Raw genomic sequence first — 22,043 nt, forward strand, 5'->3', positions numbered from 1 at the left:
GACACCCCTCCGTCGCGCTGCGCGCGCCACCTCCCCTTTCAGGGGAGGATCTTTGAGTCCGCCGATTCGGGAGGGGTTTCCGCCTCCTGCCCGGCCCCGTCCGCCTTCACGCCCCGCGCCTGGGCTTTCCGCCGCCGCAGGTTTTCGCGCAGTTTTTCGGCCAGCCGGGCCTGCTTATCCACATCCTTCATGCGAAAAGCGATAAACCTTGGCGATGCGGGTTGACAATCACGGGTCTGCAAGCAAATAGGCCCCTCCCGCACGGCGCTGGTCGCCGCGGTTGGAAAACAGTGCTGCCGTAGCTCAGTGGTAGAGCGCATCCTTGGTAAGGCTGAGGTCGCGAGTTCAATCCTCGCCGGCAGCACCATTTTCCCCTTCTGACAGAAGAATTTGCCCGCAAGGGCACCCGCCGACGGTGAGGGCACGCGCGCCCTCCCTCAAACCAACGTCATCCCCGCGAAGCCGGGGATCCATTGGCGCTGCATTCGCGGCTCCTGCCTCAAACGCCCTGGCAAATGGATTCCCGCCTTCGCGGGAATGACGAGTAGCTGGCGGGGAGCGATCGTACCCGACCGCCCCCACCCCCAGCACCCCTCACCCGCGCCGCAGCCCGTCGATCCGCACGACCGGCACCGTGCCCAGCCCCTGGGGCAGCGTGACCGTCAGCCCGGCCTGCGATTGCCGGAACGCCACGTCGCCGCCGCCCAGCAGCCGCGCCCGCGCCACGCGGCCCGCCTTCAGCCCCAGCGCCTCCACCGTCACCGGCGCGCTCGGTGCCTTGAGGAAGAACAGGTACAGCGTGTCGCCCTTGGTGGTGAAGCGCACATCGCGTTCGGTGAAGCCCTTGAAGCCATCCTCGTTCTGCATGCCCGCGGCGAGCTGGGTCGGCCCTTCGCCATAGACGCGCCACGGGCGGGTGCCGAACACCGCCTCGCTGTTCACCGCCATCCAGGCGCCGAGATCGTCGAGGATGCGCTCTTCCTCCGAGTCGATCGATCCGTCGCCCCGCTGGGGCACCGAGAGCAGCAAATTGCCGTTCTTGGAGATCACATCGGCCAGCCGCTGGAGCACGTCGTTCGCCGACTTGTAGCGCTTCTCGGTGTAGAGGCTGCGCTTGTAGAACCAGTCGCCGAGGCAGGTGTCGGTCTGCCAGGGTTCGTCCCACAGCCGATCGGCGAAGCCGCGCTCGACGTCCTGCACCAGCCCGAACCGCGCATAGGACTTGAGCTGCTTGGCGTTGAGCACCACGTCTATCTTGCCGCTCTTCGCGATCGAGCGGTTGTAATAGTCGGCCGCCGCCGCCAGCCCGATAGGGCCGAAGGGCAGCTCGTAATCGTCGAAATAGCAGAGATCGGGCTGGTATTTGGTGACGAGGTCGACCTGCCGCTGCAGCCAGCGGGTCGCATAGGCGGCGTCGCCGGCGGGGCCATGCTCCACCCACTGGCCGTCATTTTGCTCATGCCACTTGCCCATCGCCTGCATCGTGTCGATGCCGTCGGGCGCGACGATGTGCTTGCCGGTGTAGAGCAGTTGCGGATCGAGCCCTTCCCACCATTTGCCCGCGCCGTCCGCCTTGTTCAGGCGGAAGGCGTCGTAGCGCTGCCCCTTGCGCGCGCCTTCGGGGTCATAGCCATAGGCGGTCTGGAACCAGTGCCAGGCATGGGCGGCATGGTTGGAGACGCCGAAGCGCAAGCCAGCGGCACGCGCCACCTTCTCCCAGGTGCCGACCACGTCCCGCTTCGGCCCGACGCGCAGGCTGTTCCACGGATGGTACGCGCTGTCGTAGCAGTCGAGATTGTCGTGATGGCAGGCCAGCGACACGAAATATTTCGCCCCTGCCTTCACGTAGCGCCGCATCAGCGCCTCGGGATCCCAGCGCTCGGCGGACCAGCGGTTCTGGACCTCCATGAAGCCGACATCGGCGGGATGGCCATAGGCCTTGCGGTGGAAGTCCGAGGCCGGGTGGCCCTGGATGTACATGTGCCGCCCATACCAGTCGCCCTGCTCGGGCACCGATTGCGGCCCCCAATGCGACCAGATCCCGAACTTCGCATCGCGAAACCAGTCCGGGTAGCGATAGTTCGCCACCAGCGACGGCCAGTTGGCCTGCACCGGCCCCTGTGCAGTCGTCTGCGCCCGCGCCACTGCCGGCATGGCGGCGAGCCCCGCCAGCACCCCGCGCCGTCGCCACCCTGATCTGATCATTGCTACCTCCGCTGAACCACGGCCATACCATCTTGATACCGCAGCCGCGCGTCAACGCTCTTGTCTTGGGAACGCGGATCGGTTGCGCGGTTGCGCGCCGATCGCGATTCTGCAACCACGCGGTACCGCTACCAAATTCAGCGGCAACGCACCGCGAAGGCTGGATTTTCACCGATGCATTGCCGGGTTGCAGAAGAGAGGATGCCCGTGTTCGAAGACCTCACGCGCCGAACGATGCTCACCGGCATGGCCGCCACCGCGACGATTGCCGCGCTGCCGGCCAATGCTGCGGGCGAAGACGAGGTGCTGCCGCTCTGGCCCGGCTCGCCCCCCGGCGCCCCCACCCCGCTGCCCAAGCCGAGCACCGAGCAGCGCTCCAAGGACCCCGCCGCGCCGGATCGCTGGCTGCGCGGCATCGATCGCCCCTCGCTCACCGTGCGTCGCGCCGCCAACCCCAACGGCACCGCGGTGATGCTGATGCCGGGCGGCGGCTATGGCTTCCTCGCGCTCGATAATGAAGGCGAGGAGCAGGCCCGCTGGCTCAACGCGCTGGGCATCACTGCCTTCATCCTGCGCTACCGTATCCCCACCGACGGCTGGGCCAACCGTTCGACCGTGCCGCTCGCCGACGCCCAGCGCGGGCTGCGGCTGATCCGCGCCTCGGCCAAGCGCTACGGTGTCGATCCCACCAAGCTGCTGGTGATCGGCTTCTCCGCCGGCGGCCACCTCGCCGGCAGCCTGGCGACCCGCCACGCCGAACGGGTCTACACGCCGGTGGACGCTGCCGACCAGCTCTCCGCCCGTCCCGACCTTGCCGGGCTGATCTACCCGGTGGTGAGCATGAGCGCGCCCTTCACCCATCTCGGCTCGCGCGACCAGCTGTTCGGCACCGGTGCCGATCCCAAGGCGCTCATCGCCGCCTCGGTGGAGACTCGCGTCACCGCCGACACGCCGCCGATCTTCCTCACCCATGCCAGCGACGACGGGCTGGTGCCGATCGAGAACAGCATCGCGCTCTACCAGGCGCTGCTCGCTGCCAAGCGCCCGGGCGAGCTCCATGCGTTCGACCAGGGCGGTCATGGCTTCGGCGTGCGCCTGCCCAAGACCGTGCCCGCCTCGGTATGGCCGATGCTGTTCGCTGCCTATGCGCGGCGGCTGGGATTGCTGGCCGGCTGAGCGCAACGATCCGCCCGCCGAAGCGTCTTTTCCTTGTAGAATCAAAGAGGAGACGCTGTGTGGACCCGAGGCACGAACCCATCGAGAAGCGCGCCCGCAGGGGCTTCGGTGCCGTCGCGCTGATCGTGCTGGCGATCATCGCGACGGTATTCGTCGGCTACAACATCTACTATGCCGTGACCCCGGGTTGAGCCTAGTCCGCGCGGGCGCGGCGGCGGCGGACCGGGCTGGCGACCGAGAGGCTCGGCACCACCGGCGCCTCGACGCGGTCGAACCAGCCGAGCGCCGAGGAAATCGCCGTCGCCGTCGTCCGCAGCATGGCCAGCGCCTCTTCGTGCGAGACGTGCGGCGCATCGTCGATCGCGGCGAGGAACGGGATGGTCAGTGCCGCGACGACATGGCCGTCGAACCCGAAGATCGGGCAGCTCATGTCGGACACCCCCGCCATCCGCGCGCTGGGAATCGATTCATAGCCCTTGGCGCGCACCGCTTCGAGCCGCTCGGCAAGCCCCTTGGGCAGTCCCTTCGGGTACAGCGCCGCGCGCCGATCCTCGTCCATCGCCGACAGGAGCACATGCCCGGAACAGCTGGTCAGCAGGTCGATCTCGGTACCGAGCCGTACCGCGAAGCCGGTCTGGCCCGGGCTCTCCTGCCGCGCGACGATCAGACCGCGCGTGCCGTTCACCACCACCAGATGGCAGGACTGCACCGTCGCCGCCGCCAGGCTGTGCATCAGCGGCGAGGCGACATGGGTGAGTTCCTGCGCCGGCGTTGCGCGGTGGGCGATCTCCAGCACGCGATAGGTCACGCGGTAGCGATCGCTGCCGCCATCCTTATGCAGCCAGCCGCGGCGATCGAGCACGACGATGATGCGGAACAGCTCGCTGATCGAACGGCCCAATCGCTGCGCGATCTCGCTGATCGTCAGGCCCTGGGGCTCGCTGCCCAGCAGCTCGATCACGTCGATCGCCTTCTCCAGCGCGGGAGCGGCGTACGCGGGCGATTTGTCAGCCGGAACGGCAGATGCAATCTCGGTCATGACCACTACGCTAACCAATGCGATCAGCGGTGTCATGCCACTTGCGAAAGATCTCGGCTTGGGCCTAAGAACGTGAAAGTCATTTTGACCTATGAAAACGTTCTAGAGGAGTTGGGGAGGCGATGCGTTTCGGCAACAAGACCGCGCTGGTAACCGCGGCCGGGCACGGCATTGGCCGCGCGACCGCGCTGCGGCTGCGCGATGAAGGCGCCAAGGTGTTTGCGCTCGACCGCGACGCTGCCGCGCTCGCGACGCTCGACCGTATCGAACCCGTGGTGCTCGATCTGCTCGATGCCGACGCCATCGCCGCGCTTCCGGAGACGATCGGCCAGGTCGACGTGCTCGCCAATATCGCCGGCTTCGTGGCGGCGGGATCGATCCTCGACGGCACCGATGCCGACTGGATGCTGTCCTTCGACCTCAACGTTCATGCCATGCACCGCATGATCCGCGCCTTCCTGCCGGGCATGCTGGCCAAGGGCGGGGGCGCGATCGTCAACATGTCGTCGATCGCCTCCAGCGTGAAGGGCATTCCCAACCGCCACGCCTATGGCGCCTCCAAGGCGGCGGTGATCGGCCTGACCAAATCGGTCGCGGCCGACTTCGTTGCCAAGGGCATCCGCTGCAATGCGGTGTGTCCGGGGACGGTCGACACCCCCAGTCTCCGCCAGCGCGTCGCCGAACAGGCGGGCCAGCAGGGCATCACCGTCGAGGAAGCGCATGCCGCCTTCGTCGCCCGCCAGCCGATGGGCCGGCTGGGCCAGGAAGACGAGATCGCCGCGCTGATCTGCTATCTTGCCAGCGACGAGGCCAGCTTCACCACCGGCGCGGTGCATGTGATCGACGGCGGGTGGGTGAACTGATGGACATGGCGACCACGACCCCCGCGGCGCTCAAGGCACGCATCACCGGCCTGCGCACGGTCGACCTCCGCTTCCCGACCAGCGCCTCGCTCGACGGCTCGGACGCGATGAACCCGGACCCCGATTATTCGGCGGCCTATGTCATCCTCGAAACCGACGTCCCCGGCCTCGAAGGCCATGGCCTCACCTTCACCATCGGCCGCGGCAACGACATCTGCGTCGCGGCGATCGAGGCGATGCGCCACCTCGTCATCGGCCTCGACCTTGCCTGGATCGCCGAGGAGCCCGCGCGGATGTGGCGGCACCTGACCGGCGACAGCCAGCTGCGCTGGATCGGCCCGGACAAGGGCGCGATGCACCTCGCCACCGGCGCGGTGGTCAACGCGATCTGGGACCTCTGGGCCAAGGCAGAGGGCAAGCCGGTGTGGAAGCTCGTCGCGGACATGACGCCCGAGCAGCTCGTCCGCGCGATCGACTTCCGCTACCTCACCGATGCGATCACGCCCGAACAGGCGCTGGCGCTGCTCACCGAGCGGGCCGCCGGCAAGGCCGAGCGTATCGCCACGCTCAAAGCGAACGGCTATCCCTGCTACACCACCTCGGCGGGCTGGCTCGGCTATCCCGACGAGAAGCTCCGCCGCCTCGCGCAGGAGGCGGTCGATGCCGGCTTCCACCATATCAAGCTCAAGGTCGGCCGCGACCTGGAGGACGATATCCGCCGCGTCCGCATCGCCCGCGAGGTGCTCGGCCCCGATCGCAAGCTGATGATCGACGCCAACCAGGTCTGGGAAGTCGGCCAGGCGATCGATTGGGTCAACGCCCTCGCCTTCGCCAAGCCCTGGTTCATCGAGGAGCCGACCAGCCCCGACGACGTGCTCGGCCACAAGGCGATCCGCGACGGCATCGGCCAGGTGCAGGTCGCGACCGGCGAGATGTGCCAGAACCGCATCCTGTTCAAACAGTTCATGAGCGTCGGCGCGGTCGACGTGATCCAGCTCGACGCCTGCCGCATCGGCGGGGTGAACGAGGCGCTGGCGGTGCTGCTGCTCGCCGCCCGCTACGGCCTGCCGGTGTGTCCGCATGCCGGCGGCGTGGGGCTGTGCGAATACGTCCAGCACTTGTCGATGATCGACTATCTGTGCTTTGCCGGCACCATGGACGGCAGGGTCATCGAATATGTGGATCATCTCCATGAACATTTCCTGGAGCCCTGCGTGATCAGGGACGCGGCGTACATGCCGCCGCAGCGCCCCGGCTATTCGATCGAGATGAAGCCGGAGACGCTCGTCCAGTATCGGTTCGGCGCATGAACCTGGGGCTCGCCGGCAAGGTCGTGATCGTCACCGGCGGATCGTCGGGGATCGGCGCAGCGATCGCGGCGGGACTGGCGCGCGAAGGCGCGTTCCCCGCCATCGTTTCGCGCGAGCCGCCCCGGCCCGAGCTGGTCGCGCAGCTCGGCGAGGACTGGCTGTTCCACCCCTGCGAGCTGGCCGAGGACGATGCCGTGGTCGCCGCGGTCGACGCGGTGGCGGCGCGCTTCGGGCGGATCGACGGGCTGGTCAACAATGCCGGGCTCAACGACAATCTCGGCTTCGAGGCGACCCCGGCGCAGTTCCGCGCTTCGCTCGACATCAACCTCGTCCATTATTTCGGCATGGCGCGCGCTGCCCTTCCGCACCTGCAGGCAGCGCGCGGGGCGATCGTCAATATCGGCTCGAAGACCTCGGTCACCGGCCAGGGGCATACCGGGGCCTACGCCGCCGCCAAGGGCGCGGTGCTGGCGCTGACCCGCGAATGGGCGGTGGCGCTGCGCGGCGACGGCATCCGCGTCAACGCGATCGTGCCCGCCGAAGTCGAGACCCCCGCTTATGCCGAATGGCTGAAGAGCTTCGACGACCCCGCCGCCCGGCGCGAGGAGATCGAGCGCCGCGTGCCGTTCGGCCACCGCTTCACGACCCCGGAAGAAATCGCCGACACCGCGCTGTTCCTGCTTTCGGAGCGGGCCAGCCATACCACCGGCCAGTGGCTGTTCGTCGACGGCGGCTACACGCATCTGGACCGCGCCATCGAATGACCCCAACAGGGGCGTCGCACCAAGGAGAGGACACATGGCCAGCAAGGCCGGACGCTATACCCCCGCCATCATCTTGACGGTTTCGCTGTTCTTCCTGTGGGGCATGGCGAACAACCTCAACGACATCCTGATCGCGCATTTCCGCCGCGCCTTCGCGCTGAGCGATTTCGAGACAAGCTTCGTCCAGCAGGCCTTCTACATGGGCTATTTCCTGCTCGCGACGCCGGCAGCGATGCTCGCGCGGCGGCGGGGGTACAAGGCGGCGATCGTCACCGGGCTGACGCTTTACGCGATCGGCGCGCTGCTCTTCTATCCGGCGACGCATTTCGGCGAATATCGCTGGTTCCTCGCCGCGCTGTTCGTGATCGCCTGCGGTCTCGCCTTTCTCGAGACCTCGGCCAGCCCGCTGATCGCCGAACTGGGCAGCCCCGAGGGCGCCGCGCGCCGGCTCAACTTCGCCCAGGCGGCCAACCCGCTCGGCACGATCTTCGGCGTGCTGGTGGGCAAATATTTCATCCTTTCGAGCTTCGCGCAGGACGACAAGGCGCTTGCGGCGATGTCCGCCGCCGAGCGGACCGCGACGTTGCGGGGCGAGCTCGCCTCGGTGCAGACGCCCTATCTGGTGATCGGGCTGGTGGTGCTCGCCTTCGCCCTCGCCGCCGCGCTGATCGCCTTCCCGGACAACCGCAAGGACGGCGACGCTCCGGCCGTGCCGACGGGGCAAGCGCTACGCACCGTACTGCGCGACCGGAACCTGCTGTTCGCGGTGATCGCGCAGTTCTTCTATGTCGGCGCGCAGGTGGGGCTGTGGAGCTACACGATCCGCTACGCCCAGGTGAACCTGCCCGGCCTCACCGAACAGGGCGCGGCCGACTATCTGTTCGCCAGCCTGGTGCTGTTTGGGATCGGCCGCTTCGTCGGCGCCGCGATGCTCGGCAAGGTCTCGGCGCCGCAGCTGCTGGTGGTGTTCTCCGGGCTGTCGGCGGCGCTGGCGGCGGTGGCGGTGTTCGTCGGCGGGACGACCGGGCTCTACGCACTGGTCGCGGCGAGCTTCTTCATGTCGATCCAGTTCCCGACGATCTTCGCGATCGGCATCGGCGGGCTGGGACCGCTCAAGCAGATCGGCGCCTCGCTGATCGTGATGGCGATCATCGGCGGCGCGGTGCTGACCGCAGCGATGGGGCATGTGTCCGACCTCGCGGGGATCAACCTCGCGCTGCTGGTGCCGGCGGTGGCGTTCCTGGTGGTGCTGGGGTTTGGGCTGCGTGCGACAGGGACGGCGGGGGACGTGGAACTGGCACCGGCGGGGCATTGAGCGGCGCATAAGATCCTCCCCGGAGGGGGAGGGGGACCGCCGCCGAAGGCGGTGGTGGAGGGGTGTCCCGGCCTGCGGCGGAGGCCCGCGCCCCCAGCGTCGACACCCCTCCGTCAGCCCTTCGGGCTGCCACCTCCCCTTACAGGGGAGGAACGCGGGCCTACCGGACTTTCACGAACTCGTAGCTCGTGAGCTTGTCGAGATCGAAGAGATGCAGCGATTTAGCTTCACGTAGTGCCGGGCGCGCCATGCTGTCATTGTTGAAGTGTACGATCACCGCGCTTCCTTCAAAGCGAACGACGCCGAGTTGAACGCCGATGCCGGTCGGCACCTCCAGCTGATAGCCGTATTTCGCCTCCGAGACGACGTACCGCGTGCTTCTGCCCTGCGTTTCCAAAACGCCGTTTCGTAAGACCAAGGGCGCGCAGCACACGTTGACGTACGTCCCGTCCGCCCAGGATTGCGGCGGCGGTACGCTTCGAGGCATGGCCAGATAGATGATGCCAAACACTAGAAGCATGCCGGGGATCAGGACCGGCATGATTCCGGCACCGAAGGCGTAGAAGATGGCCTCGTCTTCGGGCGTGCTGCGAAAGGCCATGATGCGATGCTAGACGATCGTTTGGTGGACCAGCAATGGCTGCCGCGTACCGCTCCCTGAAGCCCCTCCCCTTCAGGGGAGGGGTTGGGGGTGGGGCATGACTGAGAAGCAAGCCCCACGCTTGAAGCGAAGTCCTCCACCCCAACCCCTCCCCTGAAGGGGAGGGGCTTAAGAAGGCTGACCCACCAGCACCACGTGCAAAAACCGCGGGCCATGCGCGCCGCGGACATAGGTGCCTTCGATGTCGGTCGTGCCACTGACGCCCGTTACCCAGTAGTGCGCGCGTGGGCTCGGCCCGCCCGGCGCGGCATCCTCCAGCCAGCGGACCAGCCCGGCGACTTCCAGCACGACGATGTGCCGCAGCGCCAGGAAATTGGGCAGCATCGGCGCTTCCGGCGACGTCTCGAACACCAGCGAGCCCGTCTCCGCCACCCCGGCGCGGGCGAAGGCGAGCACCGCGCCGTCGTCGATCGGGCATTCCGCCAGCCGGGTCAGCCCGGGCCAGTCGAGCCCCGCCACCCGCGCATCGGGCGGCAGCCATAGCGTCGGCGCCGCGTCCTCGGCGGCGAGATACCCCGCCACCGCCCCCGGCAATTCCGCCAGCGACCCGATCCGCGCATGCGTCGCCGCCACGCTCGGCAGCGCGAGCTGCGCGAGGAAGCGCGCCACCAGATCCTCCGGCCCCGCCGGCCGCTCGCGTTCCTCGCCCGCCAACAGGCACGCCGCCTCGGCCGCCAGCACCGCAGGATCGGCCGCCGGTCCCAGCCGCGCCAGGATGGCGTCGCGCGCGCTCATCGTTCGCCCTTTCGATAGCGGTCCATGAAGCTCTCCGCCGCGGGTGCGGGGAAGTCGCGCCCGCCGGTCCACCCGCCGGCCAGCGGCAGCTTCGCAATCCAGCCACGCCCGGCCAGCCGCATCGCCCGGATCGCCCAGCGCACCCCTGCCCGGTACAGCCACGGCCGCCGCGCCGCCCAGGCCCAGAGGCCCAGCCCTGAGCGCAGCGTCACCGGCTCCAGCCCCTCGCGCCAGCTCTTCTCGCGCCAGCCGCGCAGCAAGGTCGGCAGGGGGATCGCGACCGGACAAACCTCCTGGCACTTGCCGTTCATGGTACACGCATTGGGCAGATCGCGGCTCGCCGCCAGTCCGTCGAGCGCCGGGGTCAGCACCGATCCCATCGGCCCCGGATAGGTACCGTCATAAGCATGGCCGCCGATCTGGCGGAACACCACGCAGTGGTTCATGCACGCGCCGCAGCGGATGCAGCGGAGCATCTCCGCCAGCCCCTCGTCGCGCATCGCGCTGCGGCCATTGTCGACCAGCACGATGTGCATCTCCTCGGGCCCATCGCGGTCCCCTGCCCGCTTCGGCCCGGCATAGAAAGTGGTGTACTGGGTCAACGCCGCGCCGGTGGCCGAGCGGGCGAGCAGCCGCAGCAGATGCACGGCGTGGTCCATCGAGGGCACCAGCTTCTCGATCCCGGCCGTCACGATATGCACGCGCGGCGGCACCAGCGAGAGTTCGGCATTGCCCTCATTGGTGACGGTGCAGACCTGGCCACTGTCCGCGATCAGGAAATTGGCGCCCGAGATGCCGACATCCGCGCCCAGCATCTCGCCCCGCAGCTGCCGCCGGGCGCTCGCCGCCATCGCGACGATGCTTTCCTCGACATGCGGCTCGCGGTGGCGGGCGTGGAACAGCTCGGAGACCTGCTCGCGCGTCTTGTGCATCGCCGGCCAGATGATGTGCGAGGGCCGCTCGCCGGCGAGCTGGATGATGTGTTCGGCCAGATCGGTCTCGACCCGGCCGATCCCCGCCGCCTCCAGCGCGTGGGGCAGGCCGATCTCCTCGCCGAGCATCGACTTGGAGCGCGCGACGCTCTTCGCCCCCGCCTTGCGGCAGATCTCGACCACGATCGCGCACGCCTCGTCGGCAGTGGCGGCCCAGTGCACCGTCGCACCTGCCGCGGTCGCCGCCGCCTCGAACTGGACGAGGTACGAGCCCAAATTGGCGATCACATGGTCCTTGATCGCCGCCGCCCGCTCGCGCGCCGCCGCGAAGCTGGGCCACGCGCCGATCGCCGCGCTGCGCTTGGCCTCGGCAGTCCCGGCGGTGCGCTCAACCGCGATCTTGAGCTGGCGGTCGGCAAGCGCCGCCTCCACCCGCGCATCGAAGGCGCGACTCATTGCGCTTCCCCGATCGCAGGCCCGTCGGCCATGCCGGCCAGCACCTCGATGGTGTGGAAGGCGCGCACCTCGGAGCCGCGCCGGTGAAGCTTGCCCGCCATGTTCATGAGGCAGCCGAGATCGCCCGCGAGCAGCAGCCCGGCGCCGCTTGCCTCCACCGCCGCCGCCTTCTCGTCGGCGATGGCGTTCGAGATGGCCGGGTATTTCACGCAGAAGGTGCCGCCGAAGCCGCAGCAGGTTTCCTCGCCCGCGAGCGGCACCAGGTCGAGCCCGTCCACAGCCCCCAGCAACCGCCGCGGCTGCGCCTTGATGCCGAGTTCGCGCAGGCCCGAGCAGCTGTCGTGATAGGTCGCCTTCGCTGGCAGCGTCACGCCTTCAGGCCGCCAGCCGCGCGCGTCGAGCCAGGCGAGGATTTCCCAGGTCTTCGCTGCCACCGCCTCGGCCCGCACCGACCATTCGGGATCGTCGGCCAGCAGTTCGGGATAGTGGCAGCGGATCGTGCCGGCGCAGCTGCCCGAGGGAATCACGACCGCGTCATAGGCTTCCAGCATCGCGACGTTGCGCCGCGCGAAGTCGGTCGCGGTCGCGCGGTCGCCCGAGTTCAGCGCCGGCTGGCCGCAACAGGTCTGCGCTTCGGGCACCACCACCTCGCACCCGGCATCGGCCAGCGCCCGCAGCGCAGCGAAGCCGATGCGCGGCCGCATCGCATCGACGAGGCAGGTGACGAACAGCGCGACGCGAGCCGGAGTACGCAACGACATGCCGCCTAGTGGCACATCCTCGCCGGGTCTTCCATCAACCATGCTCAGTCGCCGCCCTGCTCCGCGCGCATGGCCGCGATCTCCGCCTGAATCATCTTGAGCGCGAGATCCGCAGCGCACTGGGTTTCCCGGGGATCGTTGAGAAAGCGGTGCTGCTTCAGGCCCAGCGAGGTGGCGAGGACGAGGTTGGCGAGCGCCGAGCGGCGCTCACCGAACGCGTTGCCGGGCGCCAATGCGGCAAGTGCCGCCAGCATGGCTTCGCGCACCTCGTCGCGGACCTCTTCGAAGATTGCCGCGACTCGCGCGTTACGGGCGGATTCGGCAAGGATTTCGGCGAAAAGCGGGTCAGCTTCGTCCGGTTGCGAGTCGAGAAATTCGCGCAACCATACCCAGACCGCCTCCGGATTGTTGCGCTCGATCCCCTGCCGAAGCGACTCGTGCGCGAGGAATTCCCTGCAATCGGCGTGGACGATCGCCTTCACGATCGCCTCCTTCGAAGAAAAATCGCGATAGATTTGACCTATCGCAATGCCGGATTCCTTGGCGATCTGGGCCACACCCGTGGCGTGAAAACCGTTCGCAATGAACAACCTGCGTGCTGCGGAGACGATTTTCTCGCGCCGCAACAGCGCTTTATCGCGGTGCGGAGCCCCGCCTGCTTCCGTGGCTTCTGCCATCCGTGTTACCCTTGAAACCGTCTTGACCGCTTACCTCACTTCGCAGTAGCGGCGAATGTGAGCGAACGTTCACTCACATATAACACAACGGCAGGCTTCCGCATGACTTTTTTCCGTCACACCGCGCCGGCTCTCGCGCTTGTCCTCGCCGCCTGTGGCGGTCAGTCCCAGCAGCAGGGTGCCGGGGCCCCAGGCGGCGCGGGCGGACAGCAGGCCGCCCCGCCCCCCGTCTCCTATGTCGTCGTCCAGCAGCAGGCGGTGCCGCTCACCAGCGAGCTGCCCGGCCGGCTGAGCCCCTTCGAGAGCTCGGACGTGCGCCCGCAGGTCAACGGGCTGATCCTCGAGCGGCTGTTCACCGAAGGCGACATGGTGCGCCAGGGCCAGGCGCTCTATCGCATCGACCCCGCCCCGTATCGCGCCGCCGTCGCCAGCGCCCGCGCCGCGCTGACCCGCGCCCAGGCGGCGATCGCGTCGAACGAGGCGCTCGCGCGTCGCTATGGCGAACTGGTCAAGATCAACGCGATCTCGAAGCAGGAATATGAGAACGCGCTGACCACCTCCGCGCAGGCCCGCGCCGATGTCGCCGCCCAGCGCGCGGCGCTCAGCACCGCCGAGATCGACCTCGCCCGCACCACGATCCGCGCGCCGATCAGCGGCAAGATCGGCCGTTCGCTCTACACCACGGGCGCGCTGGTCTCGGCCTCGCAGACCAATGCGCTGACCACGATCCAGCGGCTCGACCCGATCTATGTCGACATCCAGCAGTCGAGCGCGGACATCCTCAAGCTGCGCCAGTCGATCATGGCCGGCCAGGTCGCGCGCGACGGCAACGCCAAGGTAGCGCTGACGCTGGAGGACGGCACCAATTACGGCCCGCAGGGCACGATGCGCTTCGCCGACGTGACTGTCGACGAGACGACCGGCAGCCAGGTGATCCGCGCGTTGTTCCCGAACCCCAATGGGCTGCTGCTGCCGGGCATGTTCGTCCGCGCGCACCTGGTCGAAGGCACCCAGCAGAATGCGATGCTGGTGCCGCAGCGCGCCGTCAGCCGCGACGAGCGTGGCAACCCGACGGTGCTGATCGTCGGCGCCGAAAACAAGATCGAGCCGCGCCCGATCCAGACCAGCCGCACCGCCGGCGACAGCTGGATCGTCACCAGCGGCCTGAAGCCGGGCGACAAGGTGATCGTCGAGGGCGCGATGATGCTGCGCCCGGGCATGCCGGTCACGCCGCAGCCGTGGAACCCGAATGCCAAGCCCGCCCAGGGCCAGCCGGGTGCCGCCGCGCCTGCCCAAGGGAAGTAAAGCCCCATGTCGCGCTATTTCATCGATCGGCCCATCTTCGCCTGGGTCATCGCGATCATCATCATGCTGGCGGGCATCCTCGCGATCCGCAGCCTGCCGATCGCGCAGTTCCCGGCGATCGCGCCGCCTGCCGTCTCGATCACCGCCACCTATCCGGGTGCCGATGCCCGGACGCTGGAAAACACGACGACGCAGATCATCGAGCAGCAGCTGAAGGGCATCGATCACCTTCGCTACTTTTCGTCCTCCTCCTCGTCGGCGGGCACCGTCACGATCACGCTGACCTTCGAGCAGGGCACCAATCCCGACATCGCCCAGGTGCAGGTGCAGAACAAGCTGCAGGCGGCCACCCCGCTCCTGCCGCAGGAAGTGCAGCAGCAGGGCATCCAGGTCGCCAAGGCGACGCAGAACTTCCTCGTCGTGATCGGCCTCTATTCGGAGAACGGCGCGCACAGCGGCACCGATCTCGCCGACTATGCCGTGTCCAAGCTGCAGGACCCGCTGTCGCGCGTGAACGGCGTCGGCGATACCCAGATCTTCGGCTCGCAATATGCGATGCGCGTCTGGGTCGATCCGGTGAAGCTCAACAAATACGCGCTCACCATGGACGACGTGACCACCGCGATCCGTGCGCAGAACGCGCAGGTCTCGGCCGGCCAGCTGGGCGCCCGCCCCGCGCCGAAGGAGCAGATGCTCAACGCCACGGTGTCGGTCCAGTCGCGGCTCACCACGCCCGACCAGTTCGCGCAGATCCGCCTGAAGAGCGGCACCGACGGGTCGGTGGTGCGCCTGGCCGACGTCGCGCGTGTCGAGATCGGCGCGGAAAGCTATGGCTTCGATTCGAAATGGAACGGCAAGCCCGGCGCCGGCATCGGCATCAAGCTCGCCCCCGGCGCCAACGCGCTGACCACGGTCGACCTGGTCAAGGCTCGCGTGAACGAGATTGCCAAGACCTTCCCGTCGGACATCAAGGTCATCTACCCGTACGACACCACCCCGTTCGTCCGCCTGTCGGTCGAGCAGGTGGTGCACACGCTGATCGAAGCGGTGGTGCTCGTCTTCCTGGTGATGTTCCTGTTCCTGCAGAACTTCCGCGCCACGCTGATCCCGACGATCGCGGTGCCGGTGGTGCTGCTCGGCACCTTCGCGGTGATGGCGATCGCCGGCTATTCGATCAACACGCTCACCCTGTTCGGCATGGTGCTGGCGATCGGTCTGCTCGTCGACGACGCGATCGTCGTCGTCGAGAATGTCGAGCGCCTGATCACCACCGAGCATCTCAGCCCGATCGATGCCGCGCGCAAGTCGATGGAAGAGATCACCAGCGCACTCGTCGGCATCGCGCTCGTCCTGTCGGCGGTGTTCCTGCCGATGGCGTTCTTCGGCGGCTCCACCGGCGTGATCTATCGCCAGTTCTCGATCACCATCGTCTCGGCGATGGCGCTGTCGGTGTTCGTGGCGCTGGTGCTCACCCCCGCGCTGTGCGCCACCATCCTCAAGCCGCACAATCCGGACAAGCTGGAAGGCAACGGCCCGCTCGCGCGCTTCTTCCGCTGGTTCAACGACAAGTTCGACCGAGGCCAGGCCAAGTACGAGAAGGGCGTGCGCAGCACCGCGCGCAGCTGGAAGCGGTCGAGCCTGATCTATCTGCTGATCATCGGCGGCATGAGCTTCCTGTTCCTGCGCCTGCCCGGCGGCTTCCTCCCCGAGGAAGACCAGGGCATCGTGATCGCGCTGGTGCAAGGGCCGGCGGGCGCAACCTCGGCGCGTACCGACAAGGGGCTCGACCTGATCCGCGACCACTTCCTCAAGGAGGAAGCGGGCAATGTGAAGGGCGTCTTCACGATCAACGGCTTCAGCTTCGCCGGCGCCGGCCAGAACAGCGGCCTGGCCTTCATGCCGCTCAACGACTGGTCCGATCGCCCCGGCCGCAAGAATGCCGCCAGCTCGATCGTCGGTCGCGCGATGGGCGTGTTCTCGCAATATCGCGACGGCCTGATCTTCGCGATTACCCCGCCCGCGGTGCAGGAGCTGGGCAACGCGACCGGCTTCGACCTCCAACTCGTCGATACCGGCGGCATCGGCCATGAGCGCCTGCTCCAGGCGCGCAACATGATGCTGGGCATGGCGATGCAGGACAAGCGGCTGGTCGGCGTGCGCCCCAACGCGCTCGACGACGCGCCGCAGCTCAAGGTCGACATCGACCAGGACAAGGCCAAGGCGCTCGGGCTCGACCTCGCCTCGGTCAACAGCACCATCGCCACCGCCTGGGGCGGTTCGTACGTCAACGACTTCATCGATCGTGGCCGCGTCAAGCGCGTCTATGTCCAGGCCGATGCCCCCTATCGCCTGACGCCGGAGGACATCGCCAACCTGTTCGTCCGCGGGCCGACCGGCACGATGACGCCGTTCACCGCCTTCTCGACGCTCAGCTGGGCGCAGGCGCCGGTGCAGCTCACCCGCTATAACGGCCTGCCTTCGATGGAAATCCTCGGCTCGCCCGCCCCCGGCACCTCGACCGGCGACGCGATGGCGGCAATGGAGGCGATCCATGCCAAGCTGCCGCCGGGCACGCAGCTCGAATGGACGGGCCTCTCCTATGAGGAACGCCTGTCGGGCGGCCAGGCGCCGTCGCTCTACGCGCTGTCGCTGCTGATCGTGTTCCTCTGCCTCGCTGCACTCTACGAGAGCTGGTCGGTGCCGATCTCGGTCATCCTGGTGGTGCCGCTCGGCGTGCTCGGCGCGCTGCTCGCGGCATGGCTCACCGGGCTCAACAACGACATCTACCTCCAGGTCGGCCTGATCACCACGATCGGCGTCTCGGCGAAGAACGCGATCCTGATCGTCGAGTTCGCCGAGGAGCGGATGCGCGAGGGCATGAGCGCCTTCGACGCGGCGATCGAAGCCGCCAAGCTGCGTCTGCGCCCGATCCTGATGACCAGCCTTGCCTTCATCTTCGGCGTGCTGCCGCTGGCGATCTCCACCGGCGCGGGCGCCGGCGGCCAGAACGCGATCGGCCGTGCGGTGGTGGGCGGGATGCTCTCCGCGACGGTGCTGGCGATCTTCTTCGTGCCGATGTTCTTCGTGGTGGTGCGCAATCTGTTCGATCGCCGCCGCAACCGGAACCAGACGGGCCCGGATACCAACCATGATGGCGGCGCTACGGCGCCGCAGGGAGCCTGACGGCCGTGACCAACCGCTTTCCCCTGCTCCTCGCGCTGGCCGCGAGCACCGCGCTCTCGGCCTGCAACCTGGCGCCCAAGTACAGCCGGCCCCAGCCAGCGATCCCGGCGGCGCTGCCCCAGGGCGACGTCTACCCGGCCGCCGCCTCCGACGCGCCGGACATCAGCAAGATCGGCTGGCGCGACTTCTTCGTCGACGATCGCCTGCGCCGGGTGATCCAGCTGGGGCTGGACAACAACCAGGACCTGCGCCTCGCCGCCGCCAATGTGCTGCAGGCGCGGGCGCAATATCGCGGCCAGCGTGCCAATATCCTGCCGACGCTGGGCGTCAGCGGCGCGGGCACCTACACCAACACCGCCTCCTTCGCCGCCAGCGCAGGAGGCGCGGCGGGCAGTGGCGTCGCCGACATCCAGTATTTCAACCTCAATGCCGGCATCTCGTCCTTCGAGGTCGACCTGTTCGGCCGGCTGCGCAATCTCAGCACCGCCGCGCAGGAACAATATTTCGCCAGCACCGAGGCGCAGCGCGCCACCCGCGTCACGCTGATCGGCGAGATCGCCAGCGCCTGGCTCACCCTCGCCTCGGATCGCGAGCAGCTCGCCATCGCGCAGAACACGCTCAAGGCCTTCCAGCAGTCGCTGGATCTGACCCGTGCGCAGTTCCGCATCGGCACCGCGTCCGAACTCGAGTCGCGCCAGGCCGAGACGAGCTACGAATCCGCGCGCAACGACGTCGCGACGGCGCAGACCCGGATCGCGCAGGACATCAACGCGCTCCAGCTGCTCACCGGCGCCCCCGTCGCAGCCGAGCTGCTGCCCGAGACGCTGGGCGACGCCAAGGCGACGATCGACGCACTGCCCGGCAACGTGCCCTCCGAAGTGCTGCTGCGTCGCCCCGACGTGCTCCAGGCCGAGCACGAGCTGATCGCGCAGAACGCCAATATCGGTGCCGCGCGCGCGGCCTTCTTCCCGCGCATCTCGCTCACCGCGACGGTCGGCACGATCAGCGCGACGCTCGGGAAGCTGTTCGGCAGCGGCAGCGATACCTATTCGGTGTCGCCGTCGGCTTCGGTCAACATCTTCGATTTCGGCAAGAACCAGGCGAATCTGGATTACTACCGGGCCGCCCGCGAAGGTGCCGTCGCCACCTATCAGAAGACGATCCAGACCGCCTTCCGCGAAGTCGCCGATGCGCTTGCCCAGCGCGGTACGATCGAGGAGCAGCTGCGCGCGCAGAGCGCCCGGGCCAATGCGGCCGAGGTCGCGGCGCGGCTGTCCGACGCGCGCTACCGGGCGGGGGTGGATTCGTTCCTCACCGTGCTCGATTCGCAGCGCAGCGCCTATGCCGCCGAGCAGAGCCTGGTCACCACCCGGCTCACCCGCGCGAGCAATCTGGTGACCCTGTACAGAACCTTAGGCGGCGGGCTCGACTAGACGCTTGCCACTTGCGAAAATCGGCATACTCTCTGGATCCAATAGGAGAAGGAGAGGTGTCGTGTCGCTGAACGAAGTGCACCCGAACCAGGAGCAGGATCTGCCGCCGCTGCCGGTGCAGACCGCCGACGAGAGCATGATCATCCTTGAAGGCCTGCTCTGCGTGATGCGGGAAAAGAACCTGCTCTCGCGCCAGGATCTCGAGCTGCTCTGCCAGAAGGTCGAGCGCCGCGCCGCGGGCGTGAGCAAGAACCCGCTGCCCTGCTGCCCGGACAAGGCGGCGAACGCGCGCAACTATATCCAGCGCCTCGCCGACTATCTGGGGCAGCGCTATGGCGGCAAGCACCTCCGCCGCGTGAGCTGAGCGCGGACGCCGTCCGACCGCCGTCACCCCGGCGAAAGCCCGGGTCCATTGGAGTCGCCGTCGCGGCTTTTGCCACACCCTAGTGGCGCCTGGATCCCGGCTTCCGCCGGGATGACGGGTGTTGATGTTGCATGGTGCGGGCAAAGCCGCCCTCCGCTCGCCCCGGCTCCGTCTCTAATAATCCTACAAATCGGCAAATCCCGCTTTGGCGAGGCGGCTGCCCGCGCTAGGGCGCAATCGTCTGTCTTTCCTGAATGAGGACGCTTGCATGAAGTTGCTTCGCTACGGCCCGCGCGGGGGCGAAAAGCCCGGCATCCTGGACGCCGAGGGCCGCATCCGCGACCTGACCGGTCTGGTGCCCGACCTGACCGTCGACGTGATCGAGCGGATCCGCGCGGTCGATCCCACCACGCTGCCGCTGGTCGAAGGCAATCCGCGCCTCGGCGTGCCCGTCGCCGATATCGGCAAGTTCCTCGCGATCGGCCTCAATTATGCCGATCACGCCCGCGAAGCCGGCCTCGAGCCGCCGCCCGAGCCGATCTTCTTCACCAAGGCGATCTCGTGCCTGACCGGCCCGAACGATCCGGTGATGATCCCCAAGGGTTCGCAGAAGACCGATTGGGAAGTCGAGCTGGGCGTGATCATCGGCAAGACCTGCCGCCATGTCGACCAGGCCGATGCACTGGACCACGTGGCCGGCTATGTCCTCGCCAACGACGTGTCGGAGCGCGCCTTCCAGAAGGAGCTCGGCAGCCAGTGGGACAAGGGCAAGGGCTGCGACACCTTCGGCCCCGTCGGCCCGTGGCTGGTCACCCCGGACGAGGTCGCCGACTGCCAGGCGCTCGACATGTACCTGGACCTCAACGGCAAGCGGATGCAGACCGGCAACACGTCGACGATGATCTTCCCGGTGGCGGAATGCATCGCGTATATGAGCCGCTTCATCACGCTCCACCCCGGCGACCTGCTGATCACCGGCACGCCCCCGGGCGTCGGCGAGGGCCAGAAGCCGGACAAGATCTTCCTCAAGCCCGGCGACGTGATGGAGCTGGGGATCACCGGCCTCGGCACCCAGCGCCAGGACGTGATCGCGTTCGACCTGGCGAAGCTGGAGGGGTGAGCTGAAGGAGGAAACGTCCCCCTCACCCTTCCCACTGCCTTCGGCAGCGGGCCCCTTCCCTCTCCCACAAGGGGAGAGGGAGTTTGGAAGCACTGCTCCCTCTCCCCTTGTGGGAGAGGGAGGGAGCGCCGAAGGCGCGGAAGGGTGAGGGGGAAACTTCCCCCAAAGCTCTAGATCGCCTCCACCGCCAGCACTTCGATCGCCTCGGCCTTGCCGCCGAAATCGACTCGCTCGCCTTCCTCCGCGCCGAGCAGCGCGTGCGCCAGTGGCGCCTGGAAGGCCAGCCGGTCGGCCGCGGTATCGGCCTCGTCATGGCCGACGATCTCGATCACCCGCTCGCGGCCGTTCAGCTTGATCCGCACCCGCGCGCCGATCCCCGCCACGCCGTCCTCGATCGGCGGCGCGACCTGCGCGGTGGCGGCGCGGGTGTTCCAGTAGCGGAGCTCGCGCTTGAGCACTTCCTTGGCCTCGGCATCGCCCTCCCCCCCGATCGCGGCTTCCAGCGCCGCGACCTTGCCCGCGATCAGCGCCGGGCCCGCCGCCGTGACCAGATTGGGCCCGGCCGGCAGCGGCAGCTCGAACTTCGGTTCCTTATGTTCCTCGTCGCTCTCGCGGCGGAAGGCGACGCTCATCGCTGGGGCAGCTCCTCGAGCGTCGACGAGACCTTCCACAGATCGATCGCGCCTTCGGTGGCATGGGTGTCGATCTCGGCCAGTTCCTCCGCCGAGAAACTGAGATTCTTCACCGCATCGAGCGAATCGTCGAGCTGCTGCACCGTCCGCGCGCCGACCAGCGCCGAGGTCACGCGGGGATCGCGCAGCACCCAGGCGATCGCCATCTGCGCCAGCGTCTGCCCGCGCTTCTCGGCGATGGCGTTGAGCGCGCGGATCCGGGCGATGTTCTCGTCCGACAGCAGCCGCGTGTCGAGCGAGGTGCCGCCCTTGGCCGCGCGCGCATCCTCGGGCACGCCGTTGAGGTACTTCCGCGTCAGCATCCCCTGCGCCAGCGGCGAGAAGGCGATGCAGCCGGTGCCGAGATCCTCCAGCGTGTCGAGCAGGCTTTCCTCGATCCAGCGGTTGAGCATCGAATAGCTCGGCTGATGGATCAGCAGCGGCACCTTGTAGTCCGCGAGGATCGCCGCCGCCTGGCGGGTCAGCTCGGGCGAATAGCTGGAGATACCCACGTACAGCGCCTTGCCCTGGCGGTGGATCTGGGCGAGCGCGCCCATCGTCTCTTCCAGCGGCGTCTTCGGATCGACGCGGTGCGAGTAGAAGATGTCGACATAGTCGAGGCCCATGCGCTTGAGGCTCTGGTCGCACGAGGCGATCAGATACTTCTTGCTGCCGCCGACGTCTCCATAGGGTCCAGGCCACATGTCCCAGCCCGCCTTGGTCGAGATGATCAGCTCGTCGCGATGGCTGGCGAGGTCGGTTGCCAGCACGCGGCCGAAATTCTCTTCCGCAGAACCGTAGGGCGGGCCGTAATTGTTCGCGAGATCGAAGTGGGTCACGCCGCGATCGAACGCCCGGCGCAGCATCGCGCGGGCATTTTCGAACACGTCGGTGCCGCCGAAATTCTGCCAGAGCCCCAGGCTGATCGCCGGCAGGTCGAGCCCGCTCACGCCGCAGCGGCGATAGGGCATGCGGCCATCATAACGGTCGGCATCGGCGTGCCAGGGCTGGGGATAGGCCATCGTGTCTCTCCATCGGGAATGCTTGGTCGAACGCGCCTATACGCAGGCAGG

21 protein-coding genes and 1 tRNA gene are annotated in these 22,043 nt (G+C 67.9%); 12 read left to right on the forward strand and 10 right to left on the reverse strand.

Annotated features, from left to right (window positions below):
* Positions 1–38: 38 nt before the first annotated feature.
* Positions 39–191, reverse strand: a complete 153-nt coding sequence (locus BM009_RS22520; protein WP_175487897.1) for a hypothetical protein — start codon at positions 189–191, stop codon at positions 39–41.
* Positions 192–292: 101 nt separating this feature from the next.
* Between BM009_RS22520 and BM009_RS05650 the strand changes: the two genes are divergently transcribed.
* Positions 293–367 (forward strand) — tRNA-Thr (locus tag BM009_RS05650).
* A gap of 227 nt (positions 368–594) precedes the next feature.
* Here the strand turns inward: BM009_RS05650 and BM009_RS05655 are convergent.
* Positions 595–2,205, reverse strand: coding sequence for an alpha-L-fucosidase (locus BM009_RS05655; protein WP_093294432.1), 1,611 nt, complete (start codon positions 2,203–2,205; stop codon positions 595–597).
* A gap of 246 nt (positions 2,206–2,451) precedes the next feature.
* Between BM009_RS05655 and BM009_RS05660 the strand changes: the two genes are divergently transcribed.
* Both BM009_RS05660 and BM009_RS23095 read left to right on the forward strand, forming a co-directional pair.
* The gene (locus BM009_RS05660; protein WP_093294669.1) at positions 2,452–3,381 is read left to right on the forward strand and encodes an alpha/beta hydrolase; all 930 of its coding nucleotides are present in this window, start codon (positions 2,452–2,454) and stop codon (positions 3,379–3,381) included.
* Positions 3,382–3,440: 59 nt separating this feature from the next.
* The gene (locus tag BM009_RS23095; RefSeq protein WP_302847351.1) at positions 3,441–3,572 is read left to right on the forward strand and encodes a hypothetical protein; all 132 of its coding nucleotides are present in this window, start codon (positions 3,441–3,443) and stop codon (positions 3,570–3,572) included.
* 2 nt (positions 3,573–3,574) lie between these two features.
* Here the strand turns inward: BM009_RS23095 and BM009_RS05665 are convergent, their stop codons facing one another.
* Positions 3,575–4,420: an IclR family transcriptional regulator gene (locus BM009_RS05665; RefSeq protein ID WP_093294434.1), complete on the reverse strand. Its 846-nt coding sequence runs from the start codon at positions 4,418–4,420 to the stop codon at positions 3,575–3,577.
* Between the two features lie 122 nt (positions 4,421–4,542).
* Between BM009_RS05665 and BM009_RS05670 the strand changes: the two genes are divergently transcribed.
* The 4 genes from BM009_RS05670 to fucP are packed head-to-tail and all read left to right on the forward strand — an operon-like array spanning position 4,543 to position 8,672.
* Positions 4,543–5,283 carry an SDR family oxidoreductase gene (locus BM009_RS05670; protein ID WP_093294435.1) on the forward strand — a complete coding sequence of 247 codons (741 nt, stop codon included), beginning with the start codon at positions 4,543–4,545 and terminating at the stop codon, positions 5,281–5,283.
* 5 nt (positions 5,284–5,288) lie between these two features.
* A complete protein-coding gene (locus tag BM009_RS05675) occupies positions 5,289–6,593 on the forward strand; it encodes an L-fuconate dehydratase (RefSeq protein ID WP_093294671.1) in 1,305 nt (434 codons plus the stop codon).
* A complete protein-coding gene (locus BM009_RS05680) occupies positions 6,590–7,357 on the forward strand; it encodes an L-fucose dehydrogenase (RefSeq protein ID WP_093294437.1) in 768 nt (255 codons plus the stop codon). Before BM009_RS05675 ends, BM009_RS05680 begins: the two co-directional genes overlap by 4 nt.
* Before the next feature lie 34 nt (positions 7,358–7,391).
* The gene (gene fucP / locus BM009_RS05685) at positions 7,392–8,672 is read left to right on the forward strand and encodes an L-fucose:H+ symporter permease (protein WP_093294438.1); all 1,281 of its coding nucleotides are present in this window, start codon (positions 7,392–7,394) and stop codon (positions 8,670–8,672) included.
* Positions 8,673–8,832: 160 nt separating this feature from the next.
* Here the strand turns inward: fucP and BM009_RS05690 are convergent, their stop codons facing one another.
* The 5 genes from BM009_RS05690 to BM009_RS05710 form a co-directional block, all read right to left on the reverse strand.
* Positions 8,833–9,273: a hypothetical protein gene (locus BM009_RS05690; protein ID WP_093294440.1), complete on the reverse strand. Its 441-nt coding sequence runs from the start codon at positions 9,271–9,273 to the stop codon at positions 8,833–8,835.
* Between the two features lie 168 nt (positions 9,274–9,441).
* Complete coding sequence (locus tag BM009_RS05695) at positions 9,442–10,068, reverse strand: LutC/YkgG family protein (RefSeq protein ID WP_093294441.1); 627 nt, start codon at positions 10,066–10,068, stop codon at positions 9,442–9,444.
* Entirely contained in the window at positions 10,065–11,456 is a 1,392-nt protein-coding gene (locus BM009_RS05700; protein ID WP_093294443.1) for a lactate utilization protein B, read from the reverse strand. The genes BM009_RS05695 and BM009_RS05700 overlap by 4 nt, the downstream gene beginning before the upstream one ends.
* On the reverse strand, positions 11,453–12,217 hold the full coding sequence (locus BM009_RS05705) for a (Fe-S)-binding protein (protein WP_093294445.1): 765 nt from the start codon (positions 12,215–12,217) through the stop codon (positions 11,453–11,455). Before BM009_RS05705 ends, BM009_RS05700 begins: the two co-directional genes overlap by 4 nt.
* 44 nt (positions 12,218–12,261) lie before the next feature.
* Positions 12,262–12,894 carry a TetR/AcrR family transcriptional regulator gene (locus BM009_RS05710; RefSeq protein ID WP_093294446.1) on the reverse strand — a complete coding sequence of 211 codons (633 nt, stop codon included), beginning with the start codon at positions 12,892–12,894 and terminating at the stop codon, positions 12,262–12,264.
* Positions 12,895–12,996: 102 nt separating this feature from the next.
* Between BM009_RS05710 and BM009_RS05715 the strand changes: the two genes are divergently transcribed.
* From BM009_RS05715 to BM009_RS05735, 5 genes are all read left to right on the forward strand, one after another.
* Positions 12,997–14,199, forward strand: coding sequence for an efflux RND transporter periplasmic adaptor subunit (locus BM009_RS05715; RefSeq protein WP_093294448.1), 1,203 nt, complete (start codon positions 12,997–12,999; stop codon positions 14,197–14,199).
* A gap of 6 nt (positions 14,200–14,205) precedes the next feature.
* Entirely contained in the window at positions 14,206–17,382 is a 3,177-nt protein-coding gene (locus tag BM009_RS05720) for an efflux RND transporter permease subunit (RefSeq protein WP_093294449.1), read from the forward strand.
* 5 nt (positions 17,383–17,387) lie between these two features.
* Positions 17,388–18,815, forward strand: a complete 1,428-nt coding sequence (locus BM009_RS05725; RefSeq protein ID WP_093294451.1) for an efflux transporter outer membrane subunit — start codon at positions 17,388–17,390, stop codon at positions 18,813–18,815.
* A 61-nt stretch (positions 18,816–18,876) separates the two neighbouring features.
* Positions 18,877–19,179 carry a hypothetical protein gene (locus BM009_RS05730; protein WP_254772152.1) on the forward strand — a complete coding sequence of 101 codons (303 nt, stop codon included), beginning with the start codon at positions 18,877–18,879 and terminating at the stop codon, positions 19,177–19,179.
* 268 nt (positions 19,180–19,447) lie between these two features.
* On the forward strand, positions 19,448–20,299 hold the full coding sequence (locus tag BM009_RS05735) for a fumarylacetoacetate hydrolase family protein (protein WP_093294453.1): 852 nt from the start codon (positions 19,448–19,450) through the stop codon (positions 20,297–20,299).
* Positions 20,300–20,469: 170 nt separating this feature from the next.
* Here the strand turns inward: BM009_RS05735 and BM009_RS05740 are convergent, their stop codons facing one another.
* A complete protein-coding gene (locus BM009_RS05740; RefSeq protein WP_093294455.1) occupies positions 20,470–20,931 on the reverse strand; it encodes a GreA/GreB family elongation factor in 462 nt (153 codons plus the stop codon).
* Positions 20,928–21,992, reverse strand: coding sequence for an L-glyceraldehyde 3-phosphate reductase (gene mgrA / locus BM009_RS05745; RefSeq protein ID WP_093294457.1), 1,065 nt, complete (start codon positions 21,990–21,992; stop codon positions 20,928–20,930). The genes BM009_RS05740 and mgrA overlap by 4 nt, the downstream gene beginning before the upstream one ends.
* Between the last annotated feature and the right edge of the window lie 51 nt (positions 21,993–22,043).

Source organism: Sphingomonas sp. NFR04, from assembly GCF_900114095.1.
Taxonomy (GTDB): Bacteria; Pseudomonadota; Alphaproteobacteria; order Sphingomonadales; family Sphingomonadaceae; genus Sphingomonas.

Coding starts and splice junctions, on each gene's coding strand:
- BM009_RS22520 (WP_175487897.1), bottom strand. CDS start 191: ATGAAGGATGTGGATAAGCAGGCCCGGCTGGCCGAAAAACTGCGCGAA.
- BM009_RS05655 (WP_093294432.1), bottom strand. CDS start 2,205: ATGATCAGATCAGGGTGGCGACGGCGCGGGGTGCTGGCGGGGCTCGCC.
- BM009_RS05660 (WP_093294669.1), top strand. CDS start 2,452: ATGGCCGCCACCGCGACGATTGCCGCGCTGCCGGCCAATGCTGCGGGC.
- BM009_RS05665 (WP_093294434.1), bottom strand. CDS start 4,420: ATGACCGAGATTGCATCTGCCGTTCCGGCTGACAAATCGCCCGCGTAC.
- BM009_RS05670 (WP_093294435.1), top strand. CDS start 4,543: ATGCGTTTCGGCAACAAGACCGCGCTGGTAACCGCGGCCGGGCACGGC.
- BM009_RS05675 (WP_093294671.1), top strand. CDS start 5,289: ATGGCGACCACGACCCCCGCGGCGCTCAAGGCACGCATCACCGGCCTG.
- BM009_RS05680 (WP_093294437.1), top strand. CDS start 6,590: ATGAACCTGGGGCTCGCCGGCAAGGTCGTGATCGTCACCGGCGGATCG.
- fucP (WP_093294438.1), top strand. CDS start 7,392: ATGGCCAGCAAGGCCGGACGCTATACCCCCGCCATCATCTTGACGGTT.
- BM009_RS05690 (WP_093294440.1), bottom strand. CDS start 9,273: ATGGCCTTTCGCAGCACGCCCGAAGACGAGGCCATCTTCTACGCCTTC.
- BM009_RS05695 (WP_093294441.1), bottom strand. CDS start 10,068: ATGAGCGCGCGCGACGCCATCCTGGCGCGGCTGGGACCGGCGGCCGAT.
- BM009_RS05700 (WP_093294443.1), bottom strand. CDS start 11,456: ATGAGTCGCGCCTTCGATGCGCGGGTGGAGGCGGCGCTTGCCGACCGC.
- BM009_RS05705 (WP_093294445.1), bottom strand. CDS start 12,217: ATGTCGTTGCGTACTCCGGCTCGCGTCGCGCTGTTCGTCACCTGCCTC.
- BM009_RS05710 (WP_093294446.1), bottom strand. CDS start 12,894: ATGGCAGAAGCCACGGAAGCAGGCGGGGCTCCGCACCGCGATAAAGCG.
- BM009_RS05715 (WP_093294448.1), top strand. CDS start 12,997: ATGACTTTTTTCCGTCACACCGCGCCGGCTCTCGCGCTTGTCCTCGCC.
- BM009_RS05720 (WP_093294449.1), top strand. CDS start 14,206: ATGTCGCGCTATTTCATCGATCGGCCCATCTTCGCCTGGGTCATCGCG.
- BM009_RS05735 (WP_093294453.1), top strand. CDS start 19,448: ATGAAGTTGCTTCGCTACGGCCCGCGCGGGGGCGAAAAGCCCGGCATC.
- BM009_RS05740 (WP_093294455.1), bottom strand. CDS start 20,931: ATGAGCGTCGCCTTCCGCCGCGAGAGCGACGAGGAACATAAGGAACCG.
- mgrA (WP_093294457.1), bottom strand. CDS start 21,992: ATGGCCTATCCCCAGCCCTGGCACGCCGATGCCGACCGTTATGATGGC.